Consider the following 21083-nt stretch of genomic DNA (forward strand, 5'->3'; position numbering starts at 1 on the left):
GCTACATTTAGCCCTCACGCTCTCGCGTTCAGGCTTCAGCTAATAAGAAACCATTAACCGATCAAATCGGCCCAAAGATCATGCTCATCGGCATGCGTAACCCGGGCGCGGACGATCTGTCCCGGAGCCAGGCCGGTTTCGTCGTTCAGATAGACCATACCGTCAATCTCCGGGGCATCGGCCTTGCTGCGGCCGATAGCGCCCTCCTCGTCCACTTCGTCGATCAGCACATCAATTTCAGTGCCTATCTTGCGCTGTAACCGGGCGGCACTGATGTCCGCCTGCTTGGCCATAAAGCGTGCCAGCCGCTCTTCCTTGACCTCTTCCGGCACGGCACCGTCAATCTCGTTTGCCTTGGCCCCTTCCACCGGGCTGTACTTGAACGCACCGACCCGGTCCAGTTGGGCTTCGTCCAGCCAATCCAGTAGATATTGGAAGTCTTCTTCGGTTTCGCCCGGGAAACCGACAATAAAGGTAGAGCGAATAGTCAGTTCCGGGCAGATCTCGCGCCACTTGCGAATCCGCTCCAGAGTCTTGCTGTCATGCGCCGGACGCTTCATCGCCTTGAGCACACGCGGGCTGGCATGCTGAAACGGGATGTCCAGATAAGGCAGGATTTTGCCCTCGGCCATCAGCGGTATCACGTTGTCCACATGGGGGTAGGGATAGACATAATGCAAGCGCACCCAAACACCCAACGCGCTCAGCGCCTCACACAGTTCCTGCATACGGGTCTTGAGCGGGCGCCCCTGCCAGAAGCCGGTCCGAAACTTTACGTCGACCCCGTAAGCACTGGTGTCCTGGGAAATCACCAGTAGCTCTTTCACACCGGCGTTCACCAGACGCTGGGCTTCATCCATAACGTCGCCCACTGGCCGGCTGACCAAATCGCCGCGCATAGATGGAATAATGCAGAAGGTACACCGGTGGTTACAGCCCTCGGAAATTTTCAGATAGGCGTAGTGGCGAGGCGTGAGCTTAATACCCTGAGGCGGCACCAGATCCACGAACGGATCGTGGGTTTTCTGACTAGGCACATGCTCGTGGACGGCGCCGACCACTTCCTCATAGGCTTGTGGGCCAGTCACGGCCAGAACCTTCGGATGGGCTTCCCGTATGCGGTCCGCTTCAACACCCATGCATCCGGTCACGATAACCTTGCCGTTCTCCTGCAACGCCTCGCCGATAGCATCCAGAGACTCTTGCTTGGCCGCGTCGATAAAGCCGCAGGTGTTGACCACGACCACATCGGCATCGTTGTAGGTCGGGACCACTTCGTAGCCATCCATCCGAAGCTGGGTCAGGATTCGCTCCGAATCCACCAGGGCCTTGGGACAACCCAGGCTGATAAAACCAACTTTGCCGCCGTTTGTGGTGACGCCCTGACTATCGCTCATGATCCAAACCAACCTTCAGAAAACGGGAATAAAGAAAGCCAGCGCCCAGATGGACGCTGCGCGGCGCCATTGTACTCCACTCGACTGGCGGCCATAAGTCCGTACTACTGCGACGTCGTGCACAGACCCGCCGACAGACGCGACACACGGCTTGCTCATCTTTTAACAGAGGTCTAAACTTTCAACGTGTTAGCTTTAAAATGCTGAACTCTGGGTGCACTTTATCTGGCAGTCGGTCGCGATGAATCGCCTTTTTATAGAAGAACGAGACTTATAGAAGAACGAGACGACTTATAAAAGAACAAGACGTCGCATGGGCAGTGGACTCACTCCTTCACCTTATTCACGAGGCGGTTTAAAAAATATGGCCGGTAAACTCAACCTGCGCCAGCAACAGCGCGTACCCACCGATATCGATGTCACCGTCATTAATCCCGACGGCGAGAGCCTGGTGTGTAAAACAGCCAACCTTTCCAGAGCCGGCATGATGGTCGAGTGCGAGAGCGACCGCGTACAATCCTTGATCTCCGACCGCTGGAATGTTGCACCGAAAGACCCCGTCGGACTGGACGTCAGATTCTCGGTCCCTGTCGTGACCGTGCAATCCGTCAATATCGAAGCCCAATGTAACGTGGTCCATATTCGCCGTATCTCCCGCAAGGTTTTTCAACTGGGCCTCCAGTTCACCCATTTCGAAGGCAATGGCCACGACTACGTCGACCAGTATGTCAGCCGGCTACTCAGCAAAGACTAATAGCCCGAACTCCCGCGCCCAGATGTTGGTGAAGGCGACCCCACCAAGTCCGCCGCTTTGGCATATTGTTATACCTCTAAACTCTAGCCCATCTTCTTCTTATGCACTTACTCTCTCTGGTATAGTTTCGCTCCAATTATGCGGTACTGCGTCCCTTATACCTGACCCGATGTCACGGATCGCGAGGCGCACCGCCTGAACGAATCAATCTGCGTTTCACGCAACCGGTAACTGGATCATGACCACCTATAATCTGACGCATCTCAAGCAACTGGAAGCTGAAAGCATCCACATCATCCGGGAAGTCGCTGCAGAGTTTGACAACCCCGTCATGCTCTACTCCATCGGCAAAGACTCCTCCGTCATGCTGCATTTGGCACGCAAGGCGTTCTATCCCGGCAAGATACCGTTCAAGTTGATGCACGTGGATACCACGTGGAAATTCAAGGAAATGATCGAGTTCCGGGACCGTCAAGCAGAGAAATACGGCCTCGACCTGATCGTCCATATCAATCAGGAAGGCGTCGACGCCGGTATCGGGCCGTTTACTCACGGTAGTGCCAAGCACACCGATGTTATGAAAACCCAGTCGCTGAAACAGGCATTGAACAAGTACAAATTCGATGCCGCTTTCGGCGGCGCCCGGCGCGATGAGGAAAAATCCCGCGCCAAGGAGCGGGTCTATTCGTTCCGTGACGAATACCATCGCTGGGACCCCAAGAACCAGCGTCCCGAGCTGTGGAATATCTATAACGGCAGGATCAACAAGGGCGAGAGTATTCGGGTGTTCCCGCTATCCAACTGGACCGAGCTGGACATCTGGCAATATATCTACCTGGAAAATATCGAGATCGTTCCACTTTACTATGCTGCCGAGCGGCCGGTGGTCGAGCGCGACGGCACCTTGATCATGGTGGACGACGAGCGCATGCCGCTGAAAGACGGCGAGAAGCCGGCGATGAAATCGGTCCGTTTCCGCACCCTGGGCTGCTACCCGCTAACCGGCGCCATTGAATCCAAGGCCGATACCCTGACCGACATCATTCAGGAAATGCTGCTGGCGAAAAGCTCCGAGCGTCAGGGTCGCGTGATCGATCACGACTCTGCCGGCTCGATGGAGCAGAAGAAACGCGAAGGTTATTTCTAACCGCCAGACAGTTTTACGGGAAGAGAATCATGTCACACCAGTCCGAACTGATCGCTGAAGACATTCACGCGTACCTGAAACAGCACGAAGAAAAAGAGCTACTGCGCCTACTGACCTGCGGCAGCGTCGACGACGGCAAGAGCACACTGATTGGGCGCCTGCTTCACGACACCAAAATGATCTACGAAGATCACATGGCCAGCCTTAAAGCCGATAGCGCCAAGCTGGGTACGACCGGCGAAAAGCTGGATCTGGCCTTGCTGGTAGATGGTTTGCAGGCGGAGCGTGAACAAGGCATCACCATCGATGTCGCCTACCGCTATTTTTCCACCGATAAGCGCAAGTTCATTATTGCCGATACCCCGGGCCACGAGCAGTACACCCGCAACATGGCCACCGGCGCGTCCACAGCGCAGTTGGCGATCATGATGATCGATGCCCGCCACGGCGTATTGACCCAGACCCGCCGCCATTCGTTCATCGCCTCTTTGCAGGGCATCCGTCACATTGTCGTCGCCATCAACAAGATGGACCTGGTGGATTACAGCGAAGAGCGCTTCGAGGAAATCAAACGCGACTACCTGGCGTTCGCTGACAAGCTGGGCCTGCAGGATATTCGGTTTGTCCCGATTTCCGCGCTGGAAGGCGACAACGTCGTTAATCGCAGCGAAAATACGCCCTGGTTCACCGGCCAGCCGATGATGGACATCCTGGAGTCGGTGGAGGTCGCCCGGGACAAAAACCTGGAACACTTCCGCTTCCCGGTTCAATACGTCAACCGCCCCAACCTGAACTTCCGTGGTTTCAGCGGCACGATCGCGTCCGGCGTCATTCGTCCCGGCGATGAGGTCATGGCGCTGCCGTCACGCCGCAAGAGCAAGGTCAAGGACGTCGTCACCTTCGACGGCAACCTGGACGAAGCTTACATCGACCAGGCCGTCACCCTGACCTTGGAAGACGAGATCGATGTCAGCCGCGGGGACATGCTGGTCAAGCCGGAGGACGAGCCGCTGGTAAGCAACAAGTTCGATGCCCACCTGGTGTGGATGATCGACAAGCCTATGGCCACGGACCGCCTCTACGACATCAAGCTGGGGCCTAACTTTACCTCCGGTTCGATTACCGCCGTTCACCACCAGATCGACGTCAACTCGCTGGATAAGGCGACCGATCGCGAGCATCTCGACCTGAATGAGATCGGCTTGTGCGAAGTTACGCTGAGCCAGCCGGTCGCCTTCGATCCATACCCGCGCAACCGCGCTACCGGCGCTTTCATCGTGGTCGACCGACTGACCAACGTCACTATCGGTGCCGGCATGATCAGCGGTCTGGCGAAGGACAGCGGCGACGGCCTGCAACCGGTGACCCCTGAAGAGCGCGAACGCCGCCTATCACAGAAGCCGCTGATCGTTGGTTGCACCGGCAGTCAGGCAGCCGAATTGGCACTGGCGATTGAGCGTAAGCTGTTCGACCTGGGCCGCACCAGTGTCGTGCTGACCGAAGACAACGCCGGCAACGCCGACGATCGCCGCCGGGCAGCCCAACTGGTGACCAGCCACGGTCTGATCGCCGTTGCCGTAAACATCGGCGACGATATTGCCGGCACCGTTGCTTCGGCCGATTCCGAGACCGATCTGGCCGGGGTGGCCGACAGCGTCGTGCAGGAGCTGATCAGCAAGAAGCGAATCTGATAAGCTCTGCGCCATTCAAATCAGAACACGGCCATGATCTGCTCATCCGGATCATGGCCGTTTGCGTTTTTCAGAGGACAACGATGGCCATTAAACAACTGCGAGTGACCTTTGCCAGCCAGATGCAGCCAGGCCAGGAGGCCCAGGTCCGGCCTGGGAAACCGCTACCCGAACCCGGCGGCGATTACGAAGGTCTCCATAAGCAACTCAAGCGGCTGTTCAATGCCAAGCCGGGCAAGAAATACGGTCGCTTCACCGACGACATCGGCGCCAGCCCAGCCAGTGCCTGGTTGCGCGACTACACGGAAGGCAAGCAGAGCTTTGAATCGCTGACCGACAAGCTGTTCGGGCAATGGCAAGAGCTGCTGACCGGCTCCCAAGAGGAATACTTCGGTCACTTGATGCTGGTTCACGAAGCGCTGGCCGACGGCGAGGTGATTTACCTTTTCGCCCTGGAGAACGACAGTGCCCTGCGTATGGATCACCAGCAGGAGCTGGATGCCACCGATGTACTCAGCACCTCACGGCTCAACCTGGCCCTGCGCCTGGAACTCGAGGATTGGCTCGGCGATCATCCGTCAGAAAATTGCCTGACGCTGGTTCATGCCCGGGGCACTGGCGAGCCTGGCGAACTGTTCATCCGCCTCTGCGGCTTTACCAATCAGGTCGACGTGGAGAAGGAAACCCTGACTTTCCTCAACGCGGTGGAAGCGTTTGCCGCCCAAACGGACGAGCCGGAGAAAGCCGGCCAGGTGCGCAGCAAAGCGTATGAATTCTGTAAGGAGCAACACGCGCTGGGTGAACCGGTGGCCATCGAAGCGCTCTCGGGGTATCTGGACGAGGACCAACCGGAGCGATTCCGCGAGTTCGCGTCCGAGAGTCAGGATATTCCGACGAATGCCGTGCTGCACCCGGATCATCGCAAAGTGAAAAAACTTGTACGCATTTCCGGTTCCGGCGGCGGGATGAGCGTCTCCTTCTCATCCGATCTGGTCAACCAGGCGGTCTATTACGATCGCGACACAGACGCGCTGACGATTACCAAGTTGCCAAAGGCGCTCAGGGAACAGCTTCAACGCTATCTTGAAAACCGCCAGGACAGCGGCGAGTGATCGCTATTGCCGGAAGGCAAGCGGGCGCGGCGCGATCTTGCGTCGTTTCAATACGGGCAACGCGTTCCGCGGCATGAGCTGCAGCGGCAATCAGTCGCGTTTGCGGCCGTGGCCGGAAGAGCCGGGAAAGGGCGTGACAGCGCTCTTGACCCGGCCCATCGGGCGGGCGTTTTCGGCAGCCTCGACTTCATCGATGCGGATCACGGCATTCATCGGAATATAGGTGCGCAGAACGCCGTCGAACTCGTTTCTCAGTTTTTCCTGAGAGGGATCAACCAGCACCTGGCTACGCTCACCAAAGGTCAGACTCTCGACCTCCAGAAAACCGAACATCTCGCTGGGATAAACATGCCCAGCGTAGATTTCGAAGATCTCGTCCTGGTTGTAAAAAATGATTTTGTAGCACGTCTTGGCCATTAACCACTCCAATCGACAGAAAACCGCTTTGAGAATCGCGTAAGCGGGTTGCTATCTTAACATGAGTGAGCGTTTCGCAGGATAATTGCCAACGCCTCTGGTTGCTGTTTGATCACACCGTTATAATACCCGGTCCTTTACCCACCAACCCCATCGAGTTCCATGACCAAGAAGCTGTTTATCAAGACGCATGGCTGTCAGATGAATGAGTATGATTCATCGCGCATGGCCGACCTGCTCAAATCCGGCGAAGACGTCGTCATGACGGATAATCCGGACGACGCGGACATTCTGCTGCTGAATACCTGTTCTATCCGGGAAAAGGCTCAGGAAAAGGTCTTCCATCAGCTGGGGCGCTGGAAGCAACTCAAGGCCCGCAAACCGGAACTCGTTATCGGTGTGGGCGGCTGCGTGGCCAGCCAAGAAGGCCAGGCCATCATTAACCGCGCACCTTACGTGGACATGGTATTCGGCCCCCAAACCCTGCACCGGCTACCGGACATGCTCAAGGAATCCCGCAACGGCGGTGTGGGCGTGGTGGATGTGAGCTTCCCGGAGATCGAGAAGTTCGACAATCTGCCCGCCCCCGGTGCCGAGGGGCCGTCGGCGTTCGTTTCCATTATGGAGGGGTGCTCCAAGTATTGTACGTTCTGCGTTGTGCCATACACCCGCGGCGAGGAAGTCAGCCGGCCGGTGGACGATGTGATCGCGGAAGTCGCGCACTTGGCCACCCAAGGCGTGCGCGAGGTGAACTTGCTGGGCCAGAACGTCAACGCCTATCAAGGCGAGACCTACGACGGCGACACCATCGATATGGCTGAGCTGATCACCATGATCGCGACTATCGACGGCATCGACCGCATCCGCTTCACGACCTCGCATCCGGTGGAATTTTCCGATGCGCTGATCGACGTCTACGAGCATGTACCCGAGCTGGTCAGCCATCTGCACCTGCCGGTCCAAAGTGGCTCCGATCGCATCCTGGCGGCCATGAAACGCGGCCATACAGCACTGGAGTACAAGTCCAAGCTACGGCGGTTGCGCAAGATTCGCCCGGACATCAGTTTCTCGTCCGATTTCATTATCGGCTTTCCGGGCGAGACCGATCGCGACTTCGAGGCCACCATGAAGCTGATCAACGACATTGGCTTCGACGTCTCCTTCAGCTTTGTCTATAGCCCGCGTCCCGGGACCCCGGCTTCGGACTTGCCGGACGAAACACCGATGGAGATCAAGAAACAGCGTCTGAGCATTCTGCAGCAGCGGATCAACCAGCAGGCCCAGGACATCAGTCGGCGCATGGTGGGTTCTACCCAGCGCATTCTGGTAACCGGCCTGTCGAAAAAAGATCCTGGCGAGTTCGCCGGCCGCACCGAGAACAACCGGATCGTCAATTTCCGTACGGACAATCCCGAGGTGGTGGGCAGCTTTATCGACGTTGAAATTCTCGAAGCGCTCCCCAATTCCCTTAGAGGCCGGCCTATCGATGACCGGCTGCACTAATGCTTCCGCGCCGCCTGCGGCGCGACCATCCCTTTTTCTCTGTGAGGCTTGATTGAGCAGCGACGACGCTAAACAGTTCGACCTGAAACCCGCCGACCCGCGGCGCCTGGCAGCCCTTTGCGGCCAGTTCGATGAACACCTCAAACATATCGAACGCCGTATGAGCGTGCGTATCGGCTATCGTGGCCACCATTTCCGCGTTCAAGGCGAACCGGAGCACGCCAATGCGGCGGCCGAAGTCCTCCGCCATTTATACCGGGAAACCGAGGCGCTGGACGACGTCTCACCGGACATGGTGCACCTGTATATCCGCGAATCCGGATTCGAGCGCCTGCCCGACGAGCAACCGTTCGATGGCAGTCAGATTATTATCAAAACCCCCAAACTGCAGGCCCGCCCCCGCGGCAAGAACCAGCAGAAATACGTGCATAGCATCCGCACTCACGACGTCAATTTTGGCATCGGTCCCGCCGGTACCGGCAAAACCTGGCTGGCGGTGGCCTGTGCGGTCGAGGCGCTGAAAGACGAACAGGTCAAACGCATCATGCTGGTCCGTCCGGCGGTCGAAGCGGGCGAAAAGCTCGGCTTTCTGCCTGGGGATCTGGCCCAGAAAGTGGATCCCTACCTCCGCCCGCTTTACGACGCGCTTTACGAAATGCTCGGCTTCGAGCAGGTCACCAAGCTGATCGAGAAGAGTGTCATCGAAATCGCACCGTTGGCATTCATGCGTGGCCGTACCCTGAACAACGCGTTCATCATTCTCGACGAGAGCCAGAACACGACACGCGAGCAGATGAAGATGTTCCTGACCCGGATCGGCTTCGGCTCCACGGCCGTGATTACCGGCGATACGACTCAGGTGGATTTGCCCCGCGGCCACCATTCCGGCCTGGTCCACGCTGCTGACGTACTGCGTCAGGTGACCGGCATCGGCTTTACCCGTTTCGAAGCCCGGGACGTGGTCCGTCACCCGCTGGTTCAGCGCATTGTCGAGGCCTACGATGACCACGACGACGAGCTGACAGCCGGAGGACGCAACCATTGAACCGACTTGAGGTCGATATACAACGCGCCTCGCAGGCGCCCGACCTGCCCAGCGATGAACAGCTTTCACGCTGGGCCAACGCTGGCTGGCAAGGTGAACAGGCCGCCGAAGTCACGTTGCGTATCGTCGACGACGAGGAAAGCGCCCAGCTCAATGGCCAGTATCGCCAGAAGGCTTATCCGACGAATGTGCTCTCTTTCCCCTTTGAGGAACCGGAAGGTATCGGGAGCGTCGAAGGTCTTGAGGGTATTAAGGGTATCGAGCTGCCTTTGGCCGGCGACCTCGTGATCTGCGCCGGTGTCGTTGCGCGAGAAACGGAAGAACAGCATAAAACCCTGGATGCCCACTGGGCACACATGGTGATTCATGGCATGCTCCACCTTCAGGGGTATGATCATATAAACGACCGGGAAGCTGAAGAGATGGAAACCCTTGAAATCCGCCTACTTGCGGATCTCGGATTCAGCAACCCCTATCTTGCAGAGGAAACGGATCAGGACTCATGAGCGACGATCACTCGAGTCGCAGTCAGGGCAACAAGTCCTGGCTGGAACGCATTTCCCAGGCTTTCTCCAACGAACCGGAATCGATCGGCGACATCCTGGAAGTTCTTCGGGACGCCGAATCTGAAAACATCATCGACGCCGATGCCATGAGCATCATCGAAGGGGCCATGCAGGTCACCGACATGCGCGCCGATGAAATCATGATCCCCCGCTCCCAGATGGTTACCGTGAAGGCCAGTGCTGAGCCCAAAGCGTTCCTGGCGGACATCATCGACTCCGCGCACAGCCGGTTTCCGGTCATCGGCGACAGCCAGGATGACGTCATCGGCATCTTGCTGGCCAAAGACCTTCTGCCGCTGGCGATGAGCAATGACCTTAGCTGGAGCAAGATCCGCGAAATCTTGCGTCCGCCCACCTTCGTGCCGGAAAGCAAGCGCCTGAACCAATTGCTCAAAGAGTTCAAGGAAACCCGCAACCACATGGCTATCGTGGTGGATGAGTACGGCGGCACCGCCGGCTTGATTACCATCGAGGACGTACTTGAGCAAATCGTTGGCGAGATCGAAGACGAGCACGACTTCGATGAAGAGACCCATATCAAAAGCCGCGCCGACGGTAGCTACGCGGTAAAAGCGGTGACGCCGGTGGAAGATTTCAACGAGTTCTTCGATACCGAACTCGACGAAGAAGAGTTCGACACGATTGGCGGCCTGGTACTCAAGGAGTTTGGCCACCTACCCCGCCGCGGTGAAGAAATCGATTTCGCCGGCTTCCAATTCACCATCCTGAACGCGGATAACCGTGTCATCCGTCTGATTCAGGTTCGTCGTCGTGAGTCTTGACGGCAATCGTCTGAACGGGTTTCGTGCACTTGCGCTGATCATCGGGGGCGGGCTGCAAACCCTGACTTTTTCCCCCTTCGAGCTAACCTGGCTGGGGCCGCTGTCCGTGCTGCTGGTCCTGCTTGCCGCGATGCCGCTGCCAGCCAGCAAGCTATTCCGGGCCGGCTGGCTATTCGGTCTGGGCCTATTCGGCTCGGGCGCGTCCTGGGTCTATATTTCCATCAGCCAGTACGGCAACACCTCGGCCCCGTTGGCGGTGCTGCTCACGGCCATCTTCGTTGCCGGCCTGGCCCTTTTCCCGGCAATCACGTTCTGGGGCTGGGGCAAGCTAGCCGGCGAAGGCGCTGTAAGAAGGCTGATCCTGTTTCCGGCAGCGTGGATCATCGGTGACTGGTTGCGTAGCTGGTTGCTCACAGGTTTCCCCTGGCTCTACCTCGGCACCGCGCAAGTCGATGGCCCGCTGGCCAGCCTGGCACCGATGATGGGCGTCCATGGCGTCACGCTCTTGGTTGTGGCCACGGGGGCCGCGCTCTATGCCTTAATCGACCTGATCCGGCGCCGGCAAACCATCCCAGCCGTTACCGTTGCCGGGATTACCCTACTGCCCTGGGCGCTCGGCCCTCTACTACACTCGGTGAGCTGGACCGAGCGTGCCGACAAGCCAATCACGATTGCCGCCATGCAAGGCAATATCCCGCAGCAAATAAAGTGGGATCCGGAGTTTCTCGAGCAACAGATTGCCACCTACATCAAGATGACGGCCGCGGACTGGAATCGCGACCTGATTCTCTGGCCTGAAACCGCCATCCCCATCACCCAGGATCAGGCGGGCCCCTTAATCGATAGCCTTGCTCAGCGCCTCGGACCGGACAGCACGCTGATTACCGGTATCCCCTGGTATGGTTTCAGCGATGCGCTGGAAGACTTCACTTTCCGTAATAGCATCATGGCTATCGGCGCCGGCCAAGGCATGTACCATAAGCAGAAGTTGGTGCCGTTTGGGGAGTACGTGCCACTGCAGCAATACCTCCGTGGGCTCATCGGCTTTTTCGACCTGCCCATGTCGAGCTTCTCCCGCGGTCCATCCGATCAGTCGCCGCTAACCGCCGGCCCTTACCAGACGATGCCGTTCATCTGCTACGAGATAGCCTACCCGGATTTCGTGGCGCGTAATGCCTGGAATACCGACTGGCTGATCACGATCAGCAACGACGGCTGGTTCGGGCATTCCATCGGCCCGTTGCAGCATCTGCAGATTGCCCGGATGCGCGCGCTGGAAACCGGGCGTTTCGTGTTGCGCGGTACCAACAATGGCGTCACGGCGATCATCGACGACAAGGGCCAAATAACTGAGCGGATCGCGCAATTCGAGCGCGACGTGATGCGCGGAGAAATCTATCCAGTCACCGGCGCCACGCCGTATATGGCCACCGGCTCTTGGCCGGCACTCATCCTGGCCCTGATCCTGATTGTCTTCGCCCGGCCCCGCCAGCTACCCAAGCCGAGTCATCAGACCCACGCCGGGTAAGCTGCGAAACGGTTCAGGACGCAACGTCGCCGCTGATTTCCGGCTCATGGGGCCAGCGAGCGGTAACCCGCTCGAAGTAGTGTGCGTTACAGGCCTCGCAGGGCTCGATGTGGCTGGTTTCCACCAAGCACACCATGTGACCGCACGCCAGACAGCGCAGCACACCAGCGGTCGCGATTTCACCGCTGATGTACTGACTGGGTCCGTGGTGAAGCTTGTGGTCCAGCTCCAGTGTCTCGAGCCGGGTCTTGTCGGCTACGGAGAACAGTAATTCCAGCAGTTTCTGCTCGATCAGCGCGAGATCCAGACGCAGCCATTCGCCAGCATCCCCGCCGGTTTCATCGACGAAGTGCATCAGGTGCCCCACGTCACGCTTGACGTAGGCGGCCAGCAGGTCGATCTCCTCCCGGGTCAGTTCTTCCAGGCCTTTCTCGAATTCCACCGCCTCGTCCAGGCTTTCGCGCAGGCCCTCCCAACTCTTTCGCTCCATCCTGTTGAGGCGCGATACGACGCGCTCAAGCATCCGGTTGTAAACCTGTAATGCTTTGCCGGAAAAAGCCGACTTATCCCGTTCACTCATCACCTGTCTCCTCGCGATTCAAGCGTCAACGGCAGGACTCCCAGAATCGGGAATACGCTTTCTACCTGGATTTCATTCTCTGTCGGAAACTCACTCTCTATCTAAGACTTACGCTTTAAAGTGTGGCACAAACTGCTGGATACTGCCGAGCCGCACCTACCTATATGACTGAACCGTAACAGGCTACCTGTTGAGGCCGGTGTGCGTTAAAATGCGGCATTCCCCGAAGACGCAACGCCATCTTGGCTGGTCGGCGTTCCAAGTTCGTGACCGAATACAGTTCCACAACAGGGTAACCTCAGTAATGGCAGGAATGGACGAGCACTATCGCCCGCAGGACATCGAGAAAAAAGCCCAGCAGTTCTGGGAAACCAATGAGACCTTCTCGGTTAAGGAAGAGCCCGGGAAACCCAAATACTACTGTCTATCGATGTTCCCCTATCCCAGCGGCAAGCTGCACATGGGTCATGTCCGCAACTACACCATCGGCGACGTGATCAGCCGCTACCAGCGCATGCAGGGCATGAATGTCATGCAACCCATGGGCTGGGACGCCTTTGGCCTGCCGGCTGAAAATGCAGCTGTTAAAAACAAGTCCGCGCCCGCCAAGTGGACCTACGCCAACATCGAATACATGAAAAGCCAGCTGCGGCAGCTGGGATTCGGTTACGATTGGAAGCGGGAAATGGCTACGTGCTCCCCGGACTATTACAAATGGGAGCAATGGTTCTTCACCAAGCTCTACGAAAAAGGCCTCGTGTACAAGAAAATGGCCACGGTTAACTGGGACCCGGTGGATCAGACGGTCCTGGCCAACGAGCAGGTGGTGGATGGCCGCGGCTGGCGCTCTGGCGCCCTGGTGGAACAGAAGAAGATTCCACAGTGGTTTATCAAGATCACCGATTACGCCGAGGAATTGCTGAACGACCTGGACCAAATGGACGATTGGCCCGAGCAGGTGCGCACCATGCAGCGCAACTGGATCGGCAAGTCCACCGGCGTCGAACTGGACTTCAAACTGCACGAGCGCGACGAAGCCCTGCGCGTTTACACCACCCGCCCGGACACCCTGATGGGTGCAACCTACATGGCGGTGGCCGCCGAGCACCCGCTGGCCAAGGAAGCCGCCGAACGTAACCGCGAAGTCGCCTCTTTCGTCGAATCCTGCCGCAACAGCAAAGTGGCGGAAGCCGACCTGGCCACGATGGAAAAGCAGGGTATCGATACGGGCTTCAAGGCCGTGCATCCGCTTACTCAGGACCTGATTCCCGTTTACGTCGCCAACTTCGTGCTGATGGACTACGGCACTGGCGCCCTGATGGCGGTTCCGGCCCACGACGAACGCGATCACGAGTTCGCCCGCAAATACCGCCTACCCATTCGCCAGGTCATCGCCCCCAACGATCACCGGGAAGTCGATACCCAGGAAGCGGCCCTTTCCGAGAAAGGCTTTCTGGTTAACTCGGGCAAGTACAACGGACTGACCAGCGAAGAGGCTTTTGACGAAATCGCCAGCCGTCTGGAAAGCGAGGGCGTCGGCGAGCGCAAGGTGAATTATCGCCTGCGCGACTGGGGCGTGTCCCGCCAGCGTTACTGGGGCGCACCCATTCCAATGATGACCCTGGAAGATGGTACCGAGATGCCGGTTCCGGAAGACCAGTTGCCCGTGCGCCTGCCGGAAGATGTCGAAATGGACGGCGTGAAGTCACCGATCAAGGCCGACCCCGACTGGGCCAAAACCAGCTATAACGGACAGCCGGCCACGCTGGAAACCGACACCTTCGATACCTTCATGGAGTCGTCCTGGTATTACGCCCGCTTCTGCAGCCCACAGTATAAAGACGGCATGCTGTCCCCCGATGCCGCCAATTACTGGTTGCCGGTGGATCAGTACATCGGCGGTATCGAGCACGCCATCCTGCACCTGCTCTACGCCCGCTTCTTCCACAAGCTGCTGCGCGACTTCGGACTGGTTAATAGTTCCGAACCGTTCAAGCGTCTGCTTTGCCAAGGTATGGTTCTGGCCGAGACCTATTTCCGCGAAGACGCCAACGGCGGTAAAGAGTGGATATCGCCGCTGGAGGTAGAAGTCCAGCGCAACGAAAAAGGCCAGGTGGTGAGCGCCCATCATCGTGACGATGGGCAACCGGTGGAATCCGGTGGCATCTCCAAGATGTCCAAGTCGAAAAATAACGGCATCGATCCTCAGGCGATCATCGACCAGCACGGCGCCGATACCGTACGTCTGTTCATGATGTTCGCGGCACCCCCGGAGCAATCCCTGGAATGGTCCGATAGTGGCGTCGAAGGTGCCCACCGCTTCATCAAGCGCCTGTGGCGGCTGGTCCATGAACATGCCCAAAGCGGCCGGGCCGGGCCGGTCGATCCGTCGAGCCTGAACGATGCCCAGCGCGATCTGCGCCGCAAGACCCACGAAACCATCACCAAGGTCAGCGACGACGTTAGCCGCCGCCTGACATTCAACACCGCGATCGCCGCCGTCATGGAGCTGCTGAACGAAGTCGGCAAGCTCCAGGTAGCGACCGAGACCGACCGGGCGGTGGTTCAGGAAGCGCTCGACACGGCGGTCCTATTGTTGTCGCCGATCACCCCGCACGTATGCCACGTGCTCTGGGAGACATTGGGACACGAAGACGCCGTAGTGGATGCATCCTGGCCCCAAGCCGACGAGGCTGCCATGGTACGGTCGACGATCCAGATGGTTCTGCAGGTCAATGGCAAGGTCCGCTCCAAGGTCGACGTTCCTGCCAACATCGAGAAAGCGGATCTCGAGAAACTGGCCGTGGAAGACGAGAACGTCCAGCGCTTTACCGAGGGCAGCACGATCCGAAAGGTCATCGTGGTGCCAGGTAAGCTGGTCAACATCGTTGCTAACTGATCGTCTTTACATCCAACCACGGCCGGGAGCTGTCATTGATGCCGAGAAATCCGCGGACTCCGAGTCATCTATCCGCCGCTCTGGCGGCGCTCCTGGCCCTGGCTGTCACCGGCTGCGGGTTCCAGTTGCGGGGCGCTCCACCGGTGTCGGCAGCGCTTCAGCCGTTGAGCGTTAACTGTGATGGCAGTGTGCCCTTCGACCTGTGCGACACCCTGCTTACGCAACTGGAAGAAGGCAGCATCCAGGTCGTCGACGCAGCGCAAGCGGCGTATCGGGTGGAGCTGAACAACTTCTCCGAGACCCGCCGCGCCAGCGCCATTCAGCTCGACGCCTCGGCTGCCGAATATGATCTGCGCCAGTCGGTGGAAATCAACGTAATGAGTGCCGATGACGTGCCCGTGCTGGTGGACGCCGAAGTCCGTTCCAGTGAGATTTACAGCTACGACGAAACCAATGTGCTGGCCAAGCGTCGCGAAGAAGAAGATCTTCGTGAGTCGCTCTATCAGCGCCTGGCCCAGCAAGCCATCTTCCGCCTGGCACCCTTGACGGCAGAACGGCTTGAAGTGATTCGCGAGGATTACGAAGCCGAGCAACAAAGCGACGCCGCGGAGTCGCCATGAAGACCAATCCGGCCCAGCTCGATCAGGTCCTGTCCCGGGGACTGGCGCCGGTTTATCTGGTGTCCGGCGACGAACCCCTGCTCGTGCAGGAGTGCTGCGACAAAATCCGTGCCGCGGCCCGAAAGGCAGGCCATCAAGATCGCCAGATCTTTCATGCGGATCGTAGTCTGAACTGGGGCCAGGTAGGCGAAGAACTCAACGCCTTATCCCTCTTTGCCGAAAAACGTCGCTTGGAGATTCACCTGCCCACCGGCAAGCTGGGCGAGGGTCGCAGTGTTATCGAGCAGGCACTTCAATCCCCCGCGGACGATATTGTCCTTATCCTGATCAGTGTCCGCCTTGACGCTGCCGAGATGCGTCGCAAGTGGTACAAGCTGCTGCAGGAGAAAGGCGTACACGTGCCCATCTGGCCTATCGACTCCGATAAGTTCCCGGGCTGGCTCCAGCAACGGGCCAAGGGGCATGGGTTGACCCTCACCCAAGGCGCCCTGGAAGAGCTGAGCGACCGCCTGGAAGGTAATTTGCTGGCGGCTAGCCAGGAGATAGACCGGCTGGCGTTGTTAGCCCCGAATAAAACGGTCGACGAGCAATTCGTTACCCAGGTCGTGCTGGACAGCGCCCGCTTCAGCGTCTTCGAGCTCGTCGGCGATATTTTGCTGGGCAAAACCGAACAGGCCCATCGTGTCATCGGTGCACTGCAACAGGAACAAGATAATCCGCTGGGCCTACTGGCGATCCTCAGCCGCGACCTGAGAATGGTAGGCCGCCTGCAGTTGGCAATGCAGCGTGGCGAATCCGCCAAGGACTTCTTCCGCAGCCAGCATATTCGCCAGCCCCAGCGCATGCGCCAACTGGAACAGGCGGCGCGCCGCCTGCGGCCGCCTCAGCTGCGCCAGGCCATGGTGCGTTGCAGCGATATGGATCGCAGCGCCAAAGGCTTCGACGATCTCTCGCCCTGGCACCACTTGCGCACGCTCACGACTGAACTCGCCGGTCGCCGACCGCAGTGAGCCGGCGGGCAACCGATTAGTCATCGAAAAAAGACATAAAAAAGCCGCATGCTGAAACACATGCGGCTTTTTGTTCGTCGTATCGGATCAGAACTCGTCAGCAGACAGATCCATCATGGCAGCACTACCGCTACGGATACCCTCGGCCAATGAGACCGTCTTCGGTAACAGCCGATTGTAGTAGAATCGCGCCGTCTTCAGCTTGCCGGTATAGAAGCCTGAGGTGTCCCCCTCCGCCTTGGGCGCTGCCGTTTTCACGATACGCGCCCACATGTAGGCCAACGCCGTCAGGCCGAACAGATCCAGGTACTCAACGGAGGCGGCGCCTACCTCATCGGGGTTCTCGGCAGCCGCCTTAATGACATATTCGCTGACGTCAGCCAGGCGTTCGAGCGCGGCCGCCAAAGGTTCCAGATAAGGACGAACAGCCTCATCGGACTGGTTCACCTCAATGAACTCCGCCACATCCTGCGCGAACAACTCGAAGAAACGTCCTTGGTTGAGCACGACTTTACGGCCCATCAAGTCCAGCGCCTGGATACCGTTGGTGCCCTCGTAGATCTGCGTAATCCGCACGTCGCGAACCAGTTGTTCCTGGCCCCACTCGCGAATATAGCCATGACCGCCGAAGACCTGCTGACCCATCACGCAGACATCCAGACCTCGGTCGGTCAAGAAGGCCTTAGCCACCGGGGTCAGCAAGGCCACCATGCCTTCAGCGTACACGCGACGCTCTTCGTCTTCCGCATATTTTGAAATATCCAGCCACTGCGCCACGTAGGTCGAGAACGCACGTCCGCCTTCGATATAGCCCTTCATGGTCAGCAGCATACGGCGCACGTCCGGGTGAACGATGATCGGGTCTGCCGCTTTATCGGCTTGTTGCGCCCCGGTCGGTGCCCGGCTTTGCAAACGTTCCAGCGCATAGTCCCGGGCACTCTGCAGAGAGGCCTCCGCCGCGCCCATGCCCTGGATGCCTACGCCTAAGCGCTCATAGTTCATCATGGTGAACATCGCCGCCAACCCCTTATTGGGTTCGCCGACCAACCAGCCCTTCGCGCCATCGAAGTTCATCACGCAGGTTGCCGAGCCCTTGATGCCCATCTTCTTCTCGAGGGAACCACAAGCGAGGCTGTTGCGTTCGCCCAGGGAGCCGTCCTCGGTAACCAGGAACTTGGGTACCAGGAACAGGGAGATGCCTTTCGGACCTTTCGGCGCATCCGGCAGTTTGGCCAGCACCAGGTGGATAATGTTCTCCGCCATGTCGTGCTCGCCCCAAGTGATGAAGATCTTGGTGCCGCTCACGCTGTAGGAGCCATCATCGTTGGGCTGAGCCTTGGTGCGGATGATGCCGAGGTCGGTACCGGCGTGGGGCTCGGTCAGATCCATGGCACCGGACCACACGCCGGAATACATATTCGGTAGGTACTTGCCTTTCAGTTCCTCGCTGCCATGGGCATCGAGCGCCAGGCAGGCGCCAGCCGTCAGCATCGGCGCCAGGCCGAAGGCCATATTGGAGGCTTGCAGCATCTCTTCGAACTGGGCCACGAGGGTTTTGGGCATGCCCATACCGCCGAAATCCGGGTTACCGCCCAAGCCGTTCCAGCCACCTTCGACGATGGTCTGGTAAGCGTCCTTGAAGCCCTCTGGCGTGGTGACCTCACCGTCATTCCACTTGCAACCTTGCTCGTCCCCTTCACGGTTCAGGGGGGCGATGACGCCGCTGGTAATCTTGGCGGCTTCCTCGAGAATGGCGTCTGCCGTTTCCGGATCAACGTTTTCTGCCAGTTTGGGTAGCGACGCCCACAATGCGGGGGCGTCGAAGACTTCGTTCAGTACAAATCGGATATCGCGTAACGGTGCCTGATAGTCTGCCATGGATGAATTCCTCTCTGTGCGAGCATTAAAACCTCCGGCAAGCCGATTCGCCGGCGAATCGATAGATTGCGCATCTTGTACATCCGCATGCACAAGCCAGCCGAAAGGTTCTATTCAACGAATTGTCTTATTGTTGGGGCAGGATTTTACGCCAATTTGGCGAGTGTCTCATGTTATCCCCCAAGAAAAAGCCCGCCTCCGAGGAGAGCGGGCTTTTTGCTTTACCTCACGTATCCGGCGATTAGAATACGAAGGCTTCTTCCGGCATATCCATCAGGCTGTCGGCGCCGGCCAGCATGGTCTCGGCGTGGGCCTTGGAGCGCGGCAACATACGCTTGAAGTAGAAACGGGCAGTCTGCACCTTGGCGTTATAGAACATTTCCTCGCTGGTGCCATCGGCCATCTTGTCCAGCGCCACCTTGGCCATACGGGCCCACAGGTAGGCGAACACCGCGTAACCCGAGTACATCAGGTAGTCCACGGAAGCCGCACCAACCTCTTCGCGGTTCTTCATTGCGTTCATACCGACCTTCATGGTGAGGTCGCCCCACTCCTTGTTGATCGCCTGCAGAGGCTCGACAAACTCTTTGAGCTGTTCGTTGTCTGCGTTTTCCTTGCAGAAAATATGCACCCGCTTGGTGAAGACCTTCAGCGCCTCGCCCTGGGTCATCAGAACCTTACGGCCCAGCAGGTCGAGTGCCTGAATACCGGTTGTTCCTTCGTAGATCATACCGATACGAGCGTCGCGGACGTTCTGTTCCATGCCCCATTCGGAGATAAACCCGTGGCCACCAAAAACCTGCATACCCAGGTTGGCGGATTCGTAACCGATTTCAGTCAGGAACGCCTTGGCAATCGGCGTCAGGAAGCCCAGCAACGCATCGGCGGCTTGGCGATCTTCCTCACTCTTACCGCTGTGAACAACGTCCACTTGCTGACCGGCCAGGTAAATCAGCGCACGGGCACCTTCAGAAACCGCTTTTTGAGTCAGCAGCATACGGCGTACGTCAGGGTGGACGATGATCGGGTCGGCAATGCCTTCCGGGTTCTTCGGACCACTCAAAGAACGCATGGCCAGACGCTCCTTCGCGTAGACCAGCGAGCCCTGGAAGCCCAGCTCGGACGCGCCCAACCCTTGGATCGCGGTACCGATACGGGCCGTGTTCATAAAGGTGAACATGCAGTTCAGGCCTCTATTCTCCGGCCCGATCAACCAGCCTTTGGCGCCATCAAAGTTCATCACGCACGTGGAATTGCCGTGGATACCCATCTTGTGCTCCAGAGAGCCACAGGATACCGCGTTGCGCTCGCCCAGGGCGCCATCTTCGCTGGGCATGAACTTGGGTACGATGAACAGGGAAATCCCCTTGGTACCTTCCGGCGCGCCTGGCAGCCGAGCCAGGACGATATGGACGATGTTCTCGGCCATATCATGCTCACCGGCAGAGATGAAGATCTTGGTGCCGCTAATGCTGTAAGTGCCGTCGGCATTCGGCTCTGCCTTGCTGCGTAAGGTGCCCAAGTCCGAACCGCAGTGGGGCTCGGTCAGACACATGGTGCCGGTCCACTCACCACTGATCAGCTTGGTGAGGTAGGTCTGCTTCTGCTCTTCGGTACCGTGAGCCTGGATGGTATTGGTCGCACCATGGCTCAGCCCCGGGTACATACCCCAGGACCAGTTCGAGGTGCCAACCATTTCGCTGACAACCAAGCCAATAGAGTGCGGCAGGCCCTGCCCACCGTAGTTCGGATCCGCGGTCATCGAGGGCCAGCCGCCTTCGACATACTGCTGGTAGGCTTCCTTGAAGCCAGTCGGCGTCTTGACGCCGTCTTCGCTCCAGGTACAGCCTTCCCGGTCACCCACTTGGTTTAACGGGGATAGAACCTGCTCACAGAACTTCGCGCCTTCCTGGATGATGGCATCGACCATATCCGGAGTCGCATCGTCGGCGCCGTCCAGATTGGCGTAGTGCTGCTCGCTCTCCAGCAGCTCGGACATAACAAACTTGATGTCACGCAGGGGCGCTTTGTACTCAGGCATGGAATCCACCTCATTCTCGGTTGTAACCGTCGCGCGGCAACGGACTAGCAGCCTTGGTTTTGCTAATGGGCAAGCATTCGCGCTCTACCCGTTAATTAAACAGTTGTTTGAAA

At 58.4% G+C, this 21083-nt stretch carries 17 protein-coding genes; 12 read left to right on the plus strand and 5 right to left on the minus strand.

From position 1 onward, the window contains the following. Positions 1-53 precede the first annotated feature (53 nt). Positions 54-1397, minus strand: a complete 1344-nt coding sequence (gene rimO, locus FXO11_RS13410; RefSeq protein ID WP_148863444.1) for a 30S ribosomal protein S12 methylthiotransferase RimO — start codon at positions 1395-1397, stop codon at positions 54-56. 364 nt (positions 1398-1761) lie between these two features. On the opposite strand from rimO, the gene FXO11_RS13415 reads away from it, so the two are divergent. From FXO11_RS13415 to FXO11_RS13430, 4 genes are all read left to right on the plus strand, one after another. After that, the gene (locus FXO11_RS13415) at positions 1762-2151 is read left to right on the plus strand and encodes a PilZ domain-containing protein (protein ID WP_227545903.1); all 390 of its coding nucleotides are present in this window, start codon (positions 1762-1764) and stop codon (positions 2149-2151) included. Positions 2152-2389: 238 nt separating this feature from the next. Continuing rightward, complete coding sequence (gene cysD / locus FXO11_RS13420) at positions 2390-3298, plus strand: sulfate adenylyltransferase subunit CysD (RefSeq protein WP_148863446.1); 909 nt, start codon at positions 2390-2392, stop codon at positions 3296-3298. A 29-nt stretch (positions 3299-3327) separates the two neighbouring features. Continuing rightward, positions 3328-4989: a sulfate adenylyltransferase subunit CysN gene (cysN, locus tag FXO11_RS13425; RefSeq protein ID WP_148863447.1), complete on the plus strand. Its 1662-nt coding sequence runs from the start codon at positions 3328-3330 to the stop codon at positions 4987-4989. An 83-nt stretch (positions 4990-5072) separates the two neighbouring features. Continuing rightward, complete coding sequence (locus tag FXO11_RS13430) at positions 5073-6101, plus strand: nucleoid-associated protein (RefSeq protein WP_148863448.1); 1029 nt, start codon at positions 5073-5075, stop codon at positions 6099-6101. A 90-nt stretch (positions 6102-6191) separates the two neighbouring features. Here FXO11_RS13430 and FXO11_RS13435 read toward each other — a convergent pair whose 3' ends face one another. Next, positions 6192-6518, minus strand: a complete 327-nt coding sequence (locus FXO11_RS13435; RefSeq protein ID WP_148863449.1) for a DUF1820 family protein — start codon at positions 6516-6518, stop codon at positions 6192-6194. A gap of 162 nt (positions 6519-6680) precedes the next feature. Here FXO11_RS13435 and miaB point away from each other — a divergent pair, with 162 nt between their 5' ends. From miaB to lnt, 5 genes are read left to right on the plus strand one after another with little or no spacing between them, the layout of a single operon-like run. Then, a complete protein-coding gene (gene miaB / locus FXO11_RS13440; RefSeq protein ID WP_148863450.1) occupies positions 6681-8021 on the plus strand; it encodes a tRNA (N6-isopentenyl adenosine(37)-C2)-methylthiotransferase MiaB in 1341 nt (446 codons plus the stop codon). 52 nt (positions 8022-8073) lie between these two features. Further along, the gene (locus FXO11_RS13445) at positions 8074-9066 is read left to right on the plus strand and encodes a PhoH family protein (protein ID WP_148863451.1); all 993 of its coding nucleotides are present in this window, start codon (positions 8074-8076) and stop codon (positions 9064-9066) included. Next, entirely contained in the window at positions 9063-9572 is a 510-nt protein-coding gene (gene ybeY, locus FXO11_RS13450) for an rRNA maturation RNase YbeY (RefSeq protein WP_148863452.1), read from the plus strand. The genes FXO11_RS13445 and ybeY overlap by 4 nt, the downstream gene beginning before the upstream one ends. Beyond that, complete coding sequence (locus FXO11_RS13455) at positions 9569-10414, plus strand: HlyC/CorC family transporter (RefSeq protein WP_148863453.1); 846 nt, start codon at positions 9569-9571, stop codon at positions 10412-10414. The genes ybeY and FXO11_RS13455 overlap by 4 nt, the downstream gene beginning before the upstream one ends. Continuing rightward, on the plus strand, positions 10404-11942 hold the full coding sequence (gene lnt, locus FXO11_RS13460; protein WP_148863454.1) for an apolipoprotein N-acyltransferase: 1539 nt from the start codon (positions 10404-10406) through the stop codon (positions 11940-11942). The genes FXO11_RS13455 and lnt overlap by 11 nt, the downstream gene beginning before the upstream one ends. A 13-nt stretch (positions 11943-11955) precedes the next feature. Here lnt and FXO11_RS13465 read toward each other — a convergent pair whose 3' ends face one another. Continuing rightward, positions 11956-12522, minus strand: a complete 567-nt coding sequence (locus FXO11_RS13465; protein ID WP_148863455.1) for a zinc ribbon-containing protein — start codon at positions 12520-12522, stop codon at positions 11956-11958. A 313-nt stretch (positions 12523-12835) separates the two neighbouring features. Here FXO11_RS13465 and leuS point away from each other — a divergent pair, with 313 nt between their 5' ends. Genes leuS through holA form a run of 3 tightly spaced genes read left to right on the plus strand, consistent with a single transcriptional unit; the run spans position 12836 to position 17051 of the window. After that, positions 12836-15421, plus strand: a complete 2586-nt coding sequence (gene leuS, locus FXO11_RS13470) for a leucine--tRNA ligase (protein WP_148864919.1) — start codon at positions 12836-12838, stop codon at positions 15419-15421. A 38-nt stretch (positions 15422-15459) separates the two neighbouring features. Beyond that, positions 15460-16041, plus strand: a complete 582-nt coding sequence (locus tag FXO11_RS13475; protein WP_148863456.1) for an LPS-assembly lipoprotein LptE — start codon at positions 15460-15462, stop codon at positions 16039-16041. After that, entirely contained in the window at positions 16038-17051 is a 1014-nt protein-coding gene (holA, locus tag FXO11_RS13480; RefSeq protein WP_148863457.1) for a DNA polymerase III subunit delta, read from the plus strand. Before FXO11_RS13475 ends, holA begins: the two co-directional genes overlap by 4 nt. Before the next feature lie 87 nt (positions 17052-17138). Here holA and FXO11_RS13485 read toward each other — a convergent pair whose 3' ends face one another. After that, a complete protein-coding gene (locus tag FXO11_RS13485) occupies positions 17139-18929 on the minus strand; it encodes an acyl-CoA dehydrogenase C-terminal domain-containing protein (RefSeq protein WP_148863458.1) in 1791 nt (596 codons plus the stop codon). A 241-nt stretch (positions 18930-19170) separates the two neighbouring features. Next, a complete protein-coding gene (locus tag FXO11_RS13490; protein WP_148863459.1) occupies positions 19171-20970 on the minus strand; it encodes an acyl-CoA dehydrogenase C-terminal domain-containing protein in 1800 nt (599 codons plus the stop codon). Positions 20971-21083 lie beyond the last annotated feature (113 nt).

Source organism: Marinobacter fonticola, assembly GCF_008122265.1.
GTDB classification, from domain to species: Bacteria; Pseudomonadota; Gammaproteobacteria; order Pseudomonadales; family Oleiphilaceae; genus Marinobacter_A; species Marinobacter_A fonticola.

Coding starts and splice junctions, on each gene's coding strand:
- rimO (WP_148863444.1), bottom strand. CDS start 1,397: ATGAGCGATAGTCAGGGCGTCACCACAAACGGCGGCAAAGTTGGTTTT.
- FXO11_RS13415 (WP_227545903.1), top strand. CDS start 1,762: ATGGCCGGTAAACTCAACCTGCGCCAGCAACAGCGCGTACCCACCGAT.
- cysD (WP_148863446.1), top strand. CDS start 2,390: ATGACCACCTATAATCTGACGCATCTCAAGCAACTGGAAGCTGAAAGC.
- cysN (WP_148863447.1), top strand. CDS start 3,328: ATGTCACACCAGTCCGAACTGATCGCTGAAGACATTCACGCGTACCTG.
- FXO11_RS13430 (WP_148863448.1), top strand. CDS start 5,073: ATGGCCATTAAACAACTGCGAGTGACCTTTGCCAGCCAGATGCAGCCA.
- FXO11_RS13435 (WP_148863449.1), bottom strand. CDS start 6,518: ATGGCCAAGACGTGCTACAAAATCATTTTTTACAACCAGGACGAGATC.
- miaB (WP_148863450.1), top strand. CDS start 6,681: ATGACCAAGAAGCTGTTTATCAAGACGCATGGCTGTCAGATGAATGAG.
- FXO11_RS13455 (WP_148863453.1), top strand. CDS start 9,569: ATGAGCGACGATCACTCGAGTCGCAGTCAGGGCAACAAGTCCTGGCTG.
- FXO11_RS13465 (WP_148863455.1), bottom strand. CDS start 12,522: ATGAGTGAACGGGATAAGTCGGCTTTTTCCGGCAAAGCATTACAGGTT.
- leuS (WP_148864919.1), top strand. CDS start 12,836: ATGGACGAGCACTATCGCCCGCAGGACATCGAGAAAAAAGCCCAGCAG.
- FXO11_RS13475 (WP_148863456.1), top strand. CDS start 15,460: ATGCCGAGAAATCCGCGGACTCCGAGTCATCTATCCGCCGCTCTGGCG.
- holA (WP_148863457.1), top strand. CDS start 16,038: ATGAAGACCAATCCGGCCCAGCTCGATCAGGTCCTGTCCCGGGGACTG.
- FXO11_RS13485 (WP_148863458.1), bottom strand. CDS start 18,929: ATGGCAGACTATCAGGCACCGTTACGCGATATCCGATTTGTACTGAAC.
- FXO11_RS13490 (WP_148863459.1), bottom strand. CDS start 20,970: ATGCCTGAGTACAAAGCGCCCCTGCGTGACATCAAGTTTGTTATGTCC.